This is a genomic window from Psychromicrobium silvestre, from assembly GCF_013408295.1.
Taxonomy (GTDB): Bacteria; Actinomycetota; Actinomycetes; order Actinomycetales; family Micrococcaceae; genus Renibacterium; species Renibacterium silvestre.
The window spans coordinates 1,122,028-1,137,421 of the sequence record NZ_JACBYQ010000001.1 but is presented as its reverse complement, the minus strand read 5'-3'; the positions used below and the strand labels follow the sequence as shown (position 1 = coordinate 1,137,421).

Below are 15,394 nucleotides of genomic sequence, written 5' to 3'. Positions count from 1 at the left end.
CCTCCCGAAAGCAGGCTGGGCATCGATGGCCTTCTTAGCGGGCGAAGACCTTGGAAATCAAAGCTTCCTGCTCCACCGCGTGCCGCTTAGATGAACCAGTTGCGGTCGAGGCCGAAGCCGGTCGCGAGACCGGGCGCAGGGTACGTCCCAGGGCGGGCGGCAGGATCAGACCCATAATCGGCCACGGGCCCTGGTTGGCGGGCTCGTCCTGAGCCCAGACAACTTCGGCGTTCGGGTACTTGGCCAATTCTGCCGCAATCTCTTCCACCGGGAAGGGATAGAGCTGCTCCACCCGAACCAGCGCCGTGTTGGTATCGCCAGCCTTGGTGCGAGCGGCCAGCAGATCGTAGTAGAGCCGACCCGAGACCAGAACCACTCGGTCCACAGTGCCGGTAGCGCCCTCATCACCAATCACCGGACGGAAACTTCCTGTGGTGAAGTCCTCCAGCGAAGAAGCCGCGGCCTTCAAGCGGAGCAACTGCTTCGGAGTGAAGACGATCAGCGGCTTCCGCGGACGGCTATAAGCCTGGCGACGCAGCAAGTGGAAGTGCGAGGCCGGGGTGGTGGGCTGGGCCAAGATCATATTGTCCTCAGCACACATTTGCAGGTAACGCTCGATATGAGCCGAGGTATGCTCCGGACCCTGGCCTTCGTAGCCGTGCGGCAACAACATCGCCAGCGAGGAACGTTGCCCCCACTTTTGTTCAGCCGAAGAGATGAAAACATCAATCATGGACTGTGCACCATTGGCGAAGTCGCCGTACTGGGCCTCCCAGAGCACCATGGCATCGGTGCGTTCCACCGAGTAGCCGTACTCGAAGCCGAGCGCCGCGTACTCACTCAGCGAGGAGTTGTAGACCATGAAGCGGGCCTGAGTCTCCGAAAGTTCCTGGTAGGGAGCCCACTCCGAGCCGTTCTTCCGATCATGCAACACGGAGTGCCGCTGAGCGAAGGTACCGCGCTGGGTGTCCTGACCGGTGAACCGGATCGGCACGCCTTCCATCGCGAGCGAGCCCAGGGCGAGCAACTCGCCGAAGCCCCAATCGATATTGCCCTCGCGGGACATCGCCTCGCGCTTGCGCAGGAGCGGCTCGATCTTCGGATGCAGGGTGAACCCTTCGGGGGCAGTGGTCTGCGAGGCGCCGATATGCGCGATCATCTCGCTGCTTACCGTCGGGACGGAGACATCTTCCTCCTCCATCCCACGTTGTGCGACCGGACGCTCCAGATCGGAAACGGCCTTTTTATCAGCCGTCACGATCGGAATGGGCGAGGTCTGCGCGGCATGGGTTTCAGCGAAGGCGCGCTCCAGACGTTCCTGGTAGTCACGGAGCAATTGCTCTGCCTCGTCACCGGTGATATCGCCACGGCCGATCAGGGCCTCGGTGTAGAGCCTCCGAACCGAGCGCTTGGCCTCGATCAGGTTATACATCAGCGGCTGGGTCATCGAGGGATCGTCACCCTCGTTGTGGCCGCGGCGACGGTAGCAAACCAGGTCGATCACGATATCGCCAGCAAACTTCTGCCGGTACTTGAAGGCCAGTTGCGCCACCCGAACCACGGCCTCGGGGTCGTCCCCGTTGACGTGGAAGATCGGAGCCTGGATCATCTTCGCCACATCGGTCGAGTAGACCGAGGAGCGAGAGGACGACGGCGAGGTGGTGAAGCCGACCTGATTGTTCACCACGATATGGATGGTGCCGCCGGTGCGGTAGCCACGCAGTTGGGACAGATTGAGCGTCTCAGCCACCACGCCCTGACCGGCAAAGGCTGCGTCACCGTGGATCAGCAAGGGCAAAACGTCAAAGCTGACGCCATTGGTGTCCAGCACGTCCTGCTTGGCCCGTACGATGCCTTCCAGCACCGGGTCGGCCGCTTCCAGGTGGGAGGGGTTGGCGGCTAAGTAAACATTGGTCTGGTTGCCATTTACAGAGGTGAAGGTGCCTTCGGTACCGAGGTGGTACTTCACATCGCCGGAACCTTGGACGCTACGCGGATCGTCGTTGCCTTCGAACTCGCGGAAGACCTGGGCATAGGTCTTACCTGCAATATTGGTCAGCACATTGAGTCGGCCGCGGTGTGCCATTCCAATGGCAACCTCGTTCAGGCCCTCGTCGGCAGCATCGGAGAGTACCGAATCGAGCAGCGGAATCAGAGACTCGCCGCCCTCCAAGGAGAAGCGCTTCTGGCCGACGTACTTGGTCTGCAGGAAGGTCTCAAAAGCCTCGGCCGAGTTCAGCTTGGCTACAATGCGCAATTGCTCTTCGCGGCTGGGCTTGGAGTAAGGGTGTTCCAACTCGTCCTGGAACCACTTGCGCTGCTCGGGATCCTGCAAGTGCATGTACTCGACGCCCGTGGTGCGGCAATAGGCATCCCGTAGCACGCCGAGGATATCGCGGAACTTCAGGCTCTGCTTGCCACCGAAGCCGCCGGTGGGCCACTCACGATCCAAGTCCCAGAGGGTCAGGCCATGATTGAGCACATCCAAATCGGGGTGCTTGCGCTGCACGTATTCCAGCGGATCGATATCCGCCATCAGGTGCCCGCGCACCCGGTAGGCGTGGATGAGCTGCTGAATCCGGGCGACCTTATTGATCTGGTCGAAGGGATCCACCTGAACATCCGGGCTCCAACGCACCGGCTCATAGGGGATCCGGAGAGCTTCGAAGATCTCGTCGTAGAAGTTGTCAGCACCGAGCAGGAGCTGGTGTACCAGCTTGAGGAATTCGCCGCTGCCAGCGCCCTGGATCACTCGGTGATCGTAGGTTGAGGTCAAGGTGATGACCTTGCTGATCGCGTTCTTGGCGATGATCCGCTCGCTAGCGCCTTGGAACTCGGCGGGGTACTCCAGGGCACCGACGCCAATAATGCTGGCCTGCCCCTTGGAGAGCCTGGGCACCGAGTGTACGGTTCCGATGCCGCCGGGGTTAGTCAGCGAGACCGTGGTACCGGCGTAATCGTCGGCAGTCAGCTTGCCAGCGCGGGCGCGCTTGATCAGGTCTTCATAGGTGTGCCAGAACTCGGCGAAGCTGAGCGTCTCAGCCTTTTTGATGTTCGGGACCACCAGCGAGCGGGTGCCGTCGGGCTTGGGCATGTCGATAGCGATGCCGAAGTTAATGTGTGCGGGCTGCACGGCAACAGGCTTGCCGCCCTGCTCGTCGTAGTGCACGTTCATCGAGGGGAATTGCTTGAGTGCCCGGATTACGGCGTAGCCGATCAGGTGGGTGAAGGAGACCTTGCCGCCACGAGCCCTAGCCAGATTGGAGTTGATCACCAGGCGGTTGTCGATCAGCAGCTTGGCCGGGATGGCGCGAACACTGGTTGCGGTTGGCACCTCGAGGCTGCTGACCATATTGGCCGCGATGGCCTTGGCCGGTCCGCGCAGTACGCTGACCGCGTCCTCTTCCGGAGCCGAGTTGTTCTTCGCTGTTGGTGGCAACTGGGCAGGGATCGGGGCGGTCGCGGCTTTCGGCGCGGGAGCCTTGGCTGCCGGCGGAGTAGCGGCCGACGGCGTGGCGGCAGCAACCGGGGCAGCAGTCGGTGCCGGGGTAGCCGGTGCGGCGGCAGGCTTTGCCGGTGCGGCTGCGGTCGGCGTTGCCGGGGGCGTTGCCGCCTGCGGTACCACCGGCAAAGGCTGGGTTACCGGGCGGGTGGTGGCGCCGTCGTTCGCTGTATGTTTGCCGTTTGAAGCATCGGCATCAAGGGATCCGAACAGTGGCCACCACTTTGGGTCCACCGAGTTCTTATCCTGTCGGTACTTTTCATACAGTTCATCGACGAGCCACTCGTTGCCACCAAATTCTTCGGTTAAACGGTGGAGGGATTCATCTGGCACCTGAAATACGCCTCTTCCATGAGTCTCAAGACATTGCCGTCCGCATGCCAGTCTAGTAATGCCGGGGCCGCGCAGGCCAATCTCAGCGGCATGTTTCCAAGATCTGTGTCCTAAGCCACACCCCGCCCCCACCAAACCCGAAGAAAACCCGAACCCAGCTGTCCCATTCGGTGTTACTGCTGTGGCAGGAGTTCACCCAAATCGGTCACACCTGCCACTCTGGCATCATTCGGTGGGACAACTGGGTAGAGCTGGAGGGGATTTGGCGGAACTAGACTGAAATCATGCGATTCATCAACGGTGAAACCCAGCACGGTACAGACCTGACCTATTCCGATGTTTTCCTGGTCCCTTCCCGTTCCGAGGTGATTTCGAGGCTGGATGTGGACCTCTCCAGCGATGACGGCACCGGGACCACGATCCCCCTGGTGGTAGCCAATATGACGGCGGTAACCGGGAAGCGGATGGTGGAGACGATGGCTCGCCGCGGCGGCTTGGCCGTGCTTCCACAAGACATTCCACTGCCGGTTCTCCGTGAGGTGACGGACTGGGTGAAATCCCGTGATGTCCTCTTCGAGACCCCGCTAACGCTTGGACTCGGGGCTACCGTAATCGATGCGCTGCACCTGATGGACAAAAGAGCCCACGGGGCCCTGCTTGTAGTGAGTGAGGACGGCGACTGTCTTGGCGTGGTGAGCGCGGCCGACTGCGAGGGGGTGGATCGCTTCACCTCGCTGGCTGCGGTGATGAAACAGGTACCCGCTATTGATGCCGCTTTATTCGACCAATTCGACCAAGAAAAGCAGCAGGCCGATCGGGATGCGGCGCTACGAGCCGCCTTTGAGGTCTTGAACACCACAAGTGGGGGATTCTCCCCGGTGCTCCGAGACGGCAAGGTCGTTGGCGCGATGACCAGAACTGGCGCACTGCGCTCCACCATCTATCGACCAGCGGTGGACGGGGCTGGCCGGCTAAGGGTGGCAGCCGCGGTGGGAATTAACGGCGATGTGCGTGCTAAAGCGGCTGAACTGCTCGAAGGCGGGGTGGACTGCCTGGTGGTGGATACCGCGCACGGTCACCAACGCAAGATGTTCGAGGCGCTCGCGGCGGTGCGTTCGCTCGATCCGCTGGTGCCCATTGTGGCCGGGAACGTGGTCAGCGCCGAGGGCGTCCGAGACCTGGTGGAGGCCGGGGCAGATATCGTCAAGGTCGGGGTGGGGCCCGGCGCCATGTGCACCACCCGGATGATGACCGCGGTCGGCCGCCCGCAGTTCTCCGCGGTACAGGAATGTGCTGCCGCGGCTAGAGAGCTGGGCAAAACGATCTGGGCCGACGGCGGTGTGCGCTATCCGCGCGATGTCGCCTTGGCGCTCGCGGCCGGTGCCAGTCAGGTGATGATCGGCTCTTGGTTCGCAGGCACTTATGAGAGCCCAGGAGATCTCATGGTGGACTCCGCAGGTCGGAAATACAAGGAAAGTTTCGGAATGGCGAGCGCACGGGCCGTGCAGAACCGCACCCAGCGGGAGGGGGCTTTCGACCGAGCGCGCAAGGCCCTCTTCGAGGAGGGGATATCTTCCTCCAAAATGTATCTGGACCCCGCTCGTCCAGGAGTGGAGGACCTCATCGATCTGATCACCTCGGGCCTGCGTAGCTCGATGACTTACGCTGGGGCCGCCAATCTGGCGGAATTCCGCGAGCAGGCTCTGGTCGGAGTGCAGTCCGCCGCTGGGTATGAAGAGGGGAGGCCGCTGCAGCAGAGCTGGTGAGTTTTATAGGCAGCCACGGGTAATCAGCTAAAGTTAAGGAGTTATGGACTACCACTCTCCTGGCCGGCAGCCAGTCCGCAGCGCGGATTCGGCACTTGCCGGCCCTTCCAGTCCCGAGGCTCAGCCTGCCACCGTTCTTGAATCTTCCTCGGAAGACCAACCCCCATCAGCCGCAGCGCATTGCGCGCCTCTCACCGTCACTGGGACGGTGAACCTGTAGATGGAATGGCTACTGCTCATTCTGGGCCTCTTGCTGATCGTTGGCACCGGCTTCTTCGTCGCCGTCGAATTCTCCATGGTTGCCCTCGACCAAAGCACTGTGCAACGCGCAGTGGATGACGGCGATAGAGCTGCGGTTCCGCTGCTGCGCTGCCTTAAAACGCTCTCCACTCAACTTTCCAGCTGCCAGTTGGGAATCACGCTGACAACCCTCCTGACCGGTTTCGTGATGGAGCCCTCGCTGGGTGCGTTGCTGGCCGAACCACTTGGTGCTCTCGGGCTGAACAGCGGGCTGAGCCACACCATTTCCTTAGTGCTCGCCATGGCCCTGGCCACCTTGCTGTCCATGCTCCTAGGCGAACTAGTGCCGAAGAACATGGCCATCTCCAGGGCTTTTGAAATTGGCAAGTTTGTTGCCCGGCCACAATTGATCTTCACCGCGATCTTCAAACCGGCCATTATTGTGCTGAACGGCTTTGCCAATCGGGTACTGGGAGTCTTCGGCCTGGAGGCTAAGGAGGAGCTTTCCGGAGCTCGTACCCCCTCCGAGCTTGCTTCTCTGGTTCGCAGATCAGCGGAAATGGGAACCCTGGACGCCGGGACCGCAAACTTCCTGGCCCGCTCCCTGAGCTTCTCCGATCGCACTGCCGCCGATGTTATGACGCCGCGAATCCGGTTGGAAACCATCGATATCGATGCCCCGCTGACCGATGTGATTGATGCCGCCCGACGTACCGGTTTCTCCCGGTTCCCGGTGATCGGTGAATCAACCGACGATGTGCTCGGCGTGGTGCACGTGAAGCGCGCCATTGCGGTACCCACCGAGCGTCGAGTGGGCTTGCAGGCGGGCACCATCAAGGAAGATGTGCTGCGGGTTCCGGAGACCATCCATCTAGACGCCCTGCTGCGGGAGCTACGGGCCGGAAACCTGCAACTCGCCGTTGTAGTGGATGAATATGGTGGAACCGCCGGGGTGGCAACCCTGGAGGATTTGGTCGAGGAGATCGTGGGCGAAGTAGAAGACGAGCATGATGCCACCAAGCCCGGTGTGCTGCAGAGTGCCGATGGCGACTGGCATTTCCCTGGACTGATGCGTCCCGACGAGATCACTGATCAGATTCCCGGCCTGCGGGTGCCGGACGAGGCCAGCTATGAAACCGTTGGCGGTTTTCTGATGGCTGAGCTGGGCCGGATTCCTGAGGTGGCTGACGCCGTTCAGGTTTACGGCGGAAAACTCGAAGTGGAACGGATGGACGGCCGACGGATCGACCGGATCAGATTCGTGCCCGAGGCGACTTCGGAGATCGAAGGGGCTGAGGGTCGATGAACGACTGGGCTGGAATTCTCTGGTTGGTGCTGCTCCTGTTATTCAATGCCTTTTTCGTGGGTGCTGAGTTCGCCATTATGAGCGCTCGGCGAAGCCAGATTGAGCCTCTTGCCGAGGCTGGATCTGCGCGTGCCAGGACCACTCTTTATGCCATGGAGCATGTGTCCCTCATGCTGGCCTGTGCCCAGCTGGGAATTACCGTAGCCTCGCTGCTGATCCTGAACGTGGCCGAACCGTCGATCCATCACTTGCTCGAAGTACCCCTGCACGCCCTGGGCCTCCCGGAAGCGGCGACCGGTACGGCGTCGTTCATCATTGCCTTGCTGGTGGTCACCTTCCTGCATGTGACCTTCGGTGAGATGGTGCCGAAGAACATCTCGGTCTCTGTTGCGGATAAAGCGGCCCTGTTCCTGGCGCCGCCGCTGGTCTGGATTTCGCAACTGGTGCGGCCCATCATCGTCAGTCTGAACTGGCTGGCAAACCATATTGTCCGGTTGTTCGGAATCGAGCCCAAGGACGAGGTGACCTCAAGCTTCACGCTGGAGGAGGTGCAGTCCATTGTGGCGGAGTCGACTCGACATGGCTTGGTGGATGACGGTACCGGACTGCTCAGCGGCGCCCTCGAGTTTTCGGATCGCACCGCGCGTCAGGTGATGGTGCCGTTGGAGTCCTTGCATACCCTCAGCACTCAAGCCACCCCCTTGGACGTCGAGGCGGCCGTGCGGCAGACCGGTTTCTCTCGCTTTGTGCTCAAGGACGACGGCGGCCGGCTCACCAGCTATGTGCACATTAAGGACGTGCTGACGGTACCGGAGGATGAGTATGAGATGCCGATGGCCGAGTCGCGGGTGCGGACATTGATCAATGTGCCAGAGGTGGAGGAAATCGAGGATGCGCTGCGGATCATGCAACGCACCGGATCGCACCTTGCTCGGGTGATCAGTCCGGACGGCGTGACTTCCGGGGTGCTTTATCTGGAGGACGTGATCGAGGAGTTGGTCGGCGAGATCCGGGACAGCGAGCGGCGGGACGTCCGCTGAGGGTGATTCAGGCAAGGCTTGTTTGCCATTCGCAAAGTTTTTGCGAATGGTTCTAATTAGCCTATGCTTGGTGTTGCACATCATTCTCAATAACTGACGCAGCTCGCTGCTTAGATCCGAGGCTTCTATGCGGTTTCCTTCCGCTTCCTCTTCCCGCTCCAGTAAAGCACTCCCTTCAGTTGTCCTGACCGGCGTTGCTCTGAGCCTGTTACTCACGGCTTGCGGAGGCAACGCCAACTCGGCGTCCACCGCGGCCGGTGACACCATCGACGTCGTCGCGGTGACCAATGTCTACGGCAATGTTGTCTCCGAGATCGGCGGCAATCGAGTGAACGTCAAATCGATTATCGAAAACACCAGCCAGGACCCGCACTCCTACGAAACCACCGCTCAGGACAAACTCGCGGTCAGCAAGGCTTCTCTGCTGGTCGAAAACGGCGGTGGTTACGACGATTTCTTCAGCAAGCTGGTGCCGGATGCGGATCAGTCGAAACTGATTGATGTGGTTGACCTCTCCGGCTTGAAGACCGCGCAGAACGCCGATGACTTCAACGAACACGTCTGGTATTCGCTGCCCACGATGAGCAAATTAGCGGATACCTTGGCCAGCAAACTTGGCGCTCTGGATTCCGCTCACGCCGCTGAATTCACCGCTAACGCCAACAAATTCAAGGCCTCGATCAGTGGCATCGAGGGCAAGCTGGCTAAGGTCAAAACCTCCTCCAACGGTCAGCCAGTGGCTATCACTGAGCCGGTACCGCTGTGGATGCTGGAATCCGCCGGGCTGGTAAATAAGACCCCGGAAGCCTATAGCCACGCCATCGAGGAGGGCTCCGACGTCCCACCCTCGGTGCTCAAGGCGGCCACCGATCTGATCAGTTCTAAGGGCGTGAAGTTCCTGGCCTATAACGACCAAACGGAAGGTCCGCAGACCGAGAGCCTGAAGAATGCCGCCAGTGCGGCAGGTGTCCCGGTGGTTAATTTCACCGAAACCCTGCCGGAGGGCCAAGATTATCTTGGCTGGATGCAGCAAAATGCCGAGAATATCGCCAAGGCCCTGGCCTGAGAACAGCCCCAACAACACGTATTCATTAATCAAAGCCAAACAAAGCCAAACAGAGAGGGTCCCGGTGTCTTCCACTGTGCTTGAGTTGCGCAAGGCGAGTCTGAGTTATGGCTTGCGCACGCTCTGGAGCGGCCTTGATCTGCAGGTTCAAGCCGGTGAGTTCTTCGCCGTGCTTGGCCCCAATGGCAGCGGCAAAACTAGCTTCTTGAAGGTGTTGCTCGGCCTGCAAAAGCTCAGCAGCGGCAGCGTCGAGATCGGCGGGGAAGCGGCTACCCAAGGTCATCGCGGAATCGGCTACGTTCCGCAACAGAAGGGTTTCGATCCGCAGACCCCGTTGCGCGCTCGTGATCTGGTTGGCCTGGGAGTGGATGGTGATCGCTGGGGTGTGCGGCTCGGTTCGGCGGAGTACCGGGCCCGGGTGGATACGCTGCTGGACCAGGTTGGTGCTAGCGAATACGGAAATGTGCCGGTCGGCATGCTCTCCGGTGGTGAACAACAGCGGTTGCGGATAGCTCAGGCGCTGGCCACCCGGCCGGAGCTACTGCTCTGCGATGAGCCCTTGCTCTCCCTGGACCTGCAGCATCAGAAGGCGGTAAGCGCCCTGGTAGGCGAACAGGCTCATGGTGCGGGCACCGCCGTCGTCTTTGTTACCCACGAGATCAATCCGATTATCGATTACGTTGACCGAGTGCTCTATCTAGCCGGTGGTAGCTTCCGGGTTGGCCGAGTCGAGGAAGTGATGACCTCCGAGGTACTCAGTGAGCTCTACGGAACCAGGGTTGAGGTGTTTCGTAGCAACGGCAGAATCGTTGTGGTGGGGCAGCCGGATGCCACCACCCACAGTCATCATTCAGAGGAGGGGTAGCGCCGAATGAATTGGTCCGAGATGATCAACGCGATATTCAATTTCGCCAATTACGGTGAGTTGCTGCCACTTTTCTGGGACTCCATCCTGGCCGGGGCCGTGCTCGGGGTTGTCGGCGGGCTGATCGGCACCTTCGTGATGATGCGTGATCTAGCCTTCGCGGTGCACGGCATTGCCGAGCTCTCCTTTGCGGGTGCAGCCTTTGCGCTGCTGATAGGCGCGGACGTGGTGACCGGGTCACTCGTTGGTTCGGTGCTGGCAGCGCTGCTGCTGGGCTTAATGGGGGTTCGGGCGAGGGACCGGAACTCCATTATTGGTGTGCTGATGCCGTTTGGACTGGGCCTGGGCATCCTCTTCCTTTCCCTCTATCAAGGCCGGGCAGCGAATAAATTCGGCCTACTGACCGGGCAGATCGTCTCCGTGGACAGCACCCAGCTGACCGCCCTGCTGATTGCAGCCGTGCTGGTCATCGTGGTGCTCACCGCGATCTGGCGACCGCTGACCTTCGCGAGCCTGGACGCCGATATTGCCCAGGCAAGGGGAATTCCGGTGCGCACGCTTTCCCTGGTCTTTATGGTGCTGCTGGGCATCTCGGTGGCTCTCTCGATCCAGATTGTTGGCGCGCTGTTGGTGCTGGCGCTGCTGATCACACCGGCTGCCGCGGCCATGCAAGTGGCGAGTTCGCCTCGGCTGGTGGTGCTGCTCAGTGTGGTTTTCGCGGTCGGGGCCACCGTGGGCGGTATTCTGTTGGCCCTTGGCGGCAGCATCCCGATTAGCCCCTATGTGACCACCTTGTCCTTTGTGATCTACCTGGTCTGCCGATTAATTGGCTGGCGACGGCGGGTGGCTGGCCGTAATGGGCGGCTGAACCTGGCCAGCTAGTTACTTTTCGGTTTTTCTGCGGCGGCCGAGGCCGTGCATTCGGGGCATAACCCGATAATCTCCACGGTGTGACTCGGTTCGGTGTAACCGTGCTCCGCGGCGATTTTCGCGGCCCAGGATTCCACCGCAGGAGCCTCGATTTCCACGGCCTTACCGCAGTTACGGCAGAGCAGGTGATGGTGGTGCTCCACGGCTGCGCAACGTCGGTAAACGGCCTCGCCGTCGGGGTTTCGCAGCACATCAACGGCACCGTCTTCGGCCAGCGATTGCAAGATTCGGTAGGAAGTGGCCAGCGAGACCGAGACCCCACGCTCATGCAGGATCCGGTGCAATTCCTGGGTACTGACAAAGTCGTTCAGGTCATCCAGGGCGGCACTGACCGCCAGTCGCTGCTTGGTGACTCGTTGTTCTTTGACTTGTTCTTTGACCGGTGCACTCGATTCGGGCATTTCGCCTCCTTACCACCGCTTTCAAGGCTATCAGCAGGCGGCTTATTCCAACGCCGAGCAGAGCGGAAAACCCGAACAAAGAGAGGTGCCTGGCCCCATTTCTCCGATCACCGGCGGCGAGGTTTAGGCTGGCAATATGCAACTAACGAAATTTACCCATGCTTGCGTTCGTCTGGAAAAGCAGGGCTCCGTCCTAGCCATTGATCCGGGCACTTTCTCCGAAGCTTCAGAGGCCTTGGCCGGTGCGAAGCTTGTACTGATCACCCATGAGCATGGCGATCATCTCGATCCGGCTGCGCTCGCCACCGCGCTGGCAGCCTCCCCAGATTTGCTGATTTATGCCCCCGCGGGTGTTGCCCAGACGCTACGCGAAGCCAATCCCGAAGCTGCCGAGAGGATTCACTCGGCTGCACCCGGAGAGAACTTCGAAGCCGCCGGGTTTAGCATCCGCACCTTCGGCGGGCAGCACGCGCTGGTTAACCCGCAGCTCCCGGTGGCCGCCAATATCGGCTACCTGGTGGACGGTAACCTCTACCATCCGGGAGACTCTCTGATCGTGCCGGCAGGAGTCAGCGTGCAGACGCTTCTGGTGCCGATCCATGCTCCCTGGTCGAAGACCTCCGAGATTGTAGACTTTGTTTCCTCGGTGCGCGCGCCGAAGGCTTATCAGATTCACGATGCGCTGCTCTCCGAACTGGGTTTGCAGTTCACCGAAGCTCATGTCAACAATCTGGCCGGTCCGTATGGGGTGGAATTCAGGCACCTGGCGGTCCGCGAAAGCGTGGAGATCTAGGCTTTAGGCCCAGCGCCCGGTGTCGAAGAACTTCTCGATCACCGGGGTGTAAGCATCCGGCTGTAGCCCACGTTCAGCCAGCCAGCCGTCGTCATAATAGCTGGCCTGGTAGCGATCCGCACCGTCGCAAAGCAGCGAGACAATGCTGCCCTTTTCACCGGCCGCGATCATCTGTGCCATCAGCTGCCAAACTCCCCAAAGATTGGTCCCGGTGGACGGCCCGGCGTGCAGCCTCGCGTGCCGGGCCAGGTGCCGCATAGCGGCGATCGAGGCGGCATCGGGAACCTGGATCATGGCATCAATCACACTCGGCACAAAGCTCGGCTCCATCCTTGGCCTGCCGATGCCCTCGATCCGGGAGGGCCGGCCGTTTTCAAAGTTGGGATTATTGTTTGCCCAGCCGGGATAGAAAGCAGAATTCTCCGGATCGACGACGGCCAGTTGAGTGGGGTGCGAGTGGTACCTGAGGTAGCGGCCAATGGTCGCACTGGTACCACCGGTACCCGCGCCAACCACGATCCAGCGGGGGATCGGGTGCTTTTCCAGAGCGAGTTGCTGGAAGATGGATTCGGCGATGTTGTTATTGCCCCGCCAATCGGTGGCTCGTTCCGCATAGGTGAACTGGTCCATATAGTGCCCACCGGTTTCCGCTGCTAGTGCGGCCGCAGCGGCATAGACCTCGGAGGAACTCTGCACGAAGTGGCAGCGGCCACCGTATTGCTCGATCAGCGTGATCTTCTCCTGGCTGGTGCTGCGCGGCATCACGGCGATGAAGGGCAGCCCGAGCAACTGAGCAAAGTAGGCCTCGGAGACCGCGGTGCTTCCGGAGGAGGCTTCGACAATCGTGGTGCCCTCGGTGATCCAGCCGTTGACCAGGCCAAACAGGAACAGTGAACGCGCCAGCCGGTGTTTTAAACTGCCGGAACGATGCGTCGATTCGTCCTTGAGGTAGAGCTGTACTCCCCATTCGGCGGGCAGCGGCACAGCATAGAGGTGGGTATCTGCTGAGCGATTGTTCTCGGCCTCGATGCGCCGAAGCGCCTCATCGGCCCAGCGGCGAGCGGGGGTACATGCTGTGAAGTCCACCCTTCGAGCTTATCTCCAGTAGCGCTTAGCATGGGGGCATGACCAATACCGTGATCGATCCGCAGAGTCTGGCCGCACGCTTGCAGACGGGGCAGCGTACCGTGCTTCTGGATGTGCGTTGGGCTTTGGGTGATCCACACGGGCATGAGCATTATTTAGAAGGGCATTTGCCGGGTGCGCTCTACGTCGATCTAGATGCCGAGTTGGCCGGGCACGGAATACCCCAGGACGGGCGGCACCCGCTACCTTCGGAGCAGGATTTCCAAGCGGCGGCACGGCGCTGGGGGATTAGCGCTGGGGACCTTGTGGTGGCTTACGACGACAGCGGCAATATGGCCTCTGCCCGGCTTTGGTGGCTTTTGCGGCACGCCGGGTTCCCGTCGGTCTCCCTGCTCGACGGCGGTCTGGCGGGGTGGCGGGAGGCCGGGCTACCGCTGGAGAGCGGTTCGGTTTCGGCTGTTGCGGGTGAGATTGGCATCGTCTTCGGTTCGATGCCGGTGATTTCGCTTCCGGAGGCGGGGGACTGGTCCGAACACGGAGTCCTGCTCGATGCGCGTGCCGATGAGCGCTACCGGGGTGAGGTGGAGCCGGTGGACCCGAGGGCCGGTCATATTCCGGGTGCGGTGAGTGCACCGACCTCGGAGAATTTAGCAGCGGATAAGAAGTTCCTGAGCGTTTCAGAACTGGCGGCTCGATTTGCGGCTCTCGGGGTGTCTGGTGATACCGAGGTGGCGGTGTATTGCGGTTCCGGAGTGACCGCGGCGCACCAGGTTGCGGCGTTGGAAATTGCCGGAGTTCGGGCGGCATTGTTCCCCGGCTCCTTTTCCGCTTGGTCCCAACACCCCGAGCTACCCGTAGAAGTCAGCTAAGCCTCGGCCCCGTTCTTCACGCTTCTTCACGCGCGAGTTCGCGGGTTGATCTCGGATTCGCCTGTTTTTACGGGCGAATCCGAGAGGCACAAGCGAACTCGCGCTAAAGAGAACGGCGATAGGCTTAGAACTATGACTGTTGCTAAAGCTTATGCCGCCTTGTCCGCCACTACTGGGCTGGAACCTATTACTATTGATCGCCGCGAACCCGGCGCGAACGACGTCGAAATCGACATTGAATTCTGTGGCTTGTGCCATTCGGATGTGCACTCCGTGCGCGGCGAATGGGGCAATCAGCACTGGCCGCTCTCCCCGGGCCATGAGATCGTTGGCACGGTTAGCCGGGTGGGGGATCAGGTCAGCAAATTCAAGGTTGGCGATTCGGTAGGCGTGGGCTGCATGGTCGATTCCTGTCGCGAGTGCGATTCCTGTCGTGACGGTTTCGAACAGTACTGCGAGGTCGGCATGGTGGGTACCTACGGTGCCCCGGACCCCCGCAATGGCAATGTTGTAACCCAGGGTGGTTACTCCAGCTCGGTTGTGGTTGATGAGAACTACGTCCTGAGCATCCCCGAAGGCCTGGATAAGGCCGCCGCCGCGCCGCTCCTCTGCGCGGGCATCACCACTTACTCTCCGCTGCGTTACTTCGACGTCGAAGCGGGCGACGCTGTCGGCGTCGTGGGCCTGGGCGGGCTGGGACATATGGCGGTCAAGCTGGCCAAGGCGATGGGTGCCGAGGTTACGGTCTTCACCACCAGCCCGGCGAAGGCCGAAGCGGCTCAGGCCCTCGGCGCTGACAAGGTCGTGGTTTCCAAGGACGCCGAGCAGATGAAGGCCGCTCGTACCTCGCTCAACTTGATCGTTGATACGGTCGCTGCCGAGCACAACATCAATGACTATCTCAAGACTCTCAAGCGCGACGGCGCAATTGTGCAGCTTGGCTTGCCCGAGCACGCTATGCCGCCGGTTGATCCCGGTCAGCTGATCCGTCGTCGCCTGGCCTATGGTGGCTCGATGATTGGCGGCATCGAGGAGACCCAGGAAATGCTGGACTTCTGTGCCGAGCACGGCATCGTTTCCGATATCGAAATGGTTGACGGCGAAGGCCTCAACGCCGCCTATGACCGGATGGTTGCCGGCGATGTGAAATACCGGTTCGTGCTGGATACCGCAACCCTCTAAGACCCAGGAGCAATC

12 protein-coding genes are annotated in these 15,394 nt (G+C 60.8%); 9 read left to right on the top strand and 3 right to left on the bottom strand.

Annotated elements, in window-relative coordinates; translation table 11 throughout:
• Positions 1 to 34: 34 nt before the first annotated feature.
• The gene (locus FHU41_RS05330) at positions 35 to 3,835 is read right to left on the bottom strand and encodes a multifunctional oxoglutarate decarboxylase/oxoglutarate dehydrogenase thiamine pyrophosphate-binding subunit/dihydrolipoyllysine-residue succinyltransferase subunit (RefSeq protein WP_179388559.1); all 3,801 of its coding nucleotides are present in this window, start codon (positions 3,833 to 3,835) and stop codon (positions 35 to 37) included.
• 284 nt (positions 3,836 to 4,119) lie between these two features.
• Between FHU41_RS05330 and guaB1 the strand changes: the two genes are divergently transcribed.
• The 6 genes from guaB1 (at position 4,120) to FHU41_RS05300 (ending at position 11,000) form a co-directional block, all read left to right on the top strand.
• Positions 4,120 to 5,601, top strand: a complete 1,482-nt coding sequence (guaB1, locus tag FHU41_RS05325) for a GMP reductase (protein ID WP_179388558.1) — start codon at positions 4,120 to 4,122, stop codon at positions 5,599 to 5,601.
• Positions 5,602 to 5,821: 220 nt separating this feature from the next.
• The gene (locus FHU41_RS05320) at positions 5,822 to 7,147 is read left to right on the top strand and encodes a hemolysin family protein (RefSeq protein ID WP_179388557.1); all 1,326 of its coding nucleotides are present in this window, start codon (positions 5,822 to 5,824) and stop codon (positions 7,145 to 7,147) included.
• Positions 7,144 to 8,187, top strand: a complete 1,044-nt coding sequence (locus FHU41_RS05315; protein ID WP_179388556.1) for a hemolysin family protein — start codon at positions 7,144 to 7,146, stop codon at positions 8,185 to 8,187. Before FHU41_RS05320 ends, FHU41_RS05315 begins: the two co-directional genes overlap by 4 nt.
• Positions 8,188 to 8,314: 127 nt before the next feature.
• Complete coding sequence (locus FHU41_RS05310; RefSeq protein WP_179388555.1) at positions 8,315 to 9,253, top strand: metal ABC transporter solute-binding protein, Zn/Mn family; 939 nt, start codon at positions 8,315 to 8,317, stop codon at positions 9,251 to 9,253.
• A 64-nt stretch (positions 9,254 to 9,317) separates the two neighbouring features.
• The gene (locus tag FHU41_RS05305) at positions 9,318 to 10,118 is read left to right on the top strand and encodes a metal ABC transporter ATP-binding protein (protein WP_343046247.1); all 801 of its coding nucleotides are present in this window, start codon (positions 9,318 to 9,320) and stop codon (positions 10,116 to 10,118) included.
• A gap of 6 nt (positions 10,119 to 10,124) precedes the next feature.
• Positions 10,125 to 11,000, top strand: coding sequence for a metal ABC transporter permease (locus FHU41_RS05300; RefSeq protein ID WP_179388553.1), 876 nt, complete (start codon positions 10,125 to 10,127; stop codon positions 10,998 to 11,000).
• Here FHU41_RS05300 and FHU41_RS05295 read toward each other — a convergent pair.
• On the bottom strand, positions 10,997 to 11,449 hold the full coding sequence (locus tag FHU41_RS05295) for a Fur family transcriptional regulator (protein ID WP_179388552.1): 453 nt from the start codon (positions 11,447 to 11,449) through the stop codon (positions 10,997 to 10,999). The genes FHU41_RS05300 and FHU41_RS05295 overlap by 4 nt on opposite strands.
• A gap of 136 nt (positions 11,450 to 11,585) precedes the next feature.
• On the opposite strand from FHU41_RS05295, the gene FHU41_RS05290 reads away from it, so the two are divergent.
• The gene (locus tag FHU41_RS05290; protein ID WP_179388551.1) at positions 11,586 to 12,242 is read left to right on the top strand and encodes an MBL fold metallo-hydrolase; all 657 of its coding nucleotides are present in this window, start codon (positions 11,586 to 11,588) and stop codon (positions 12,240 to 12,242) included.
• A gap of 3 nt (positions 12,243 to 12,245) precedes the next feature.
• Here FHU41_RS05290 and cds1 read toward each other — a convergent pair whose 3' ends face one another.
• Positions 12,246 to 13,328 carry an L-cysteine desulfhydrase Cds1 gene (gene cds1, locus FHU41_RS05285; protein WP_179388550.1) on the bottom strand — a complete coding sequence of 361 codons (1,083 nt, stop codon included), beginning with the start codon at positions 13,326 to 13,328 and terminating at the stop codon, positions 12,246 to 12,248.
• Between the two features lie 38 nt (positions 13,329 to 13,366).
• On the opposite strand from cds1, the gene FHU41_RS05280 reads away from it, so the two are divergent.
• Together FHU41_RS05280 and FHU41_RS05275 are read left to right on the top strand one after the other, a co-directional pair.
• On the top strand, positions 13,367 to 14,197 hold the full coding sequence (locus tag FHU41_RS05280; protein ID WP_179388549.1) for a sulfurtransferase: 831 nt from the start codon (positions 13,367 to 13,369) through the stop codon (positions 14,195 to 14,197).
• 132 nt (positions 14,198 to 14,329) lie between these two features.
• Positions 14,330 to 15,379 (top strand): NAD(P)-dependent alcohol dehydrogenase, encoded by a 1,050-nt coding sequence (locus FHU41_RS05275; protein ID WP_179388548.1) that lies wholly within the window; start codon positions 14,330 to 14,332, stop codon positions 15,377 to 15,379.
• Positions 15,380 to 15,394: the final 15 nt, after the last annotated feature.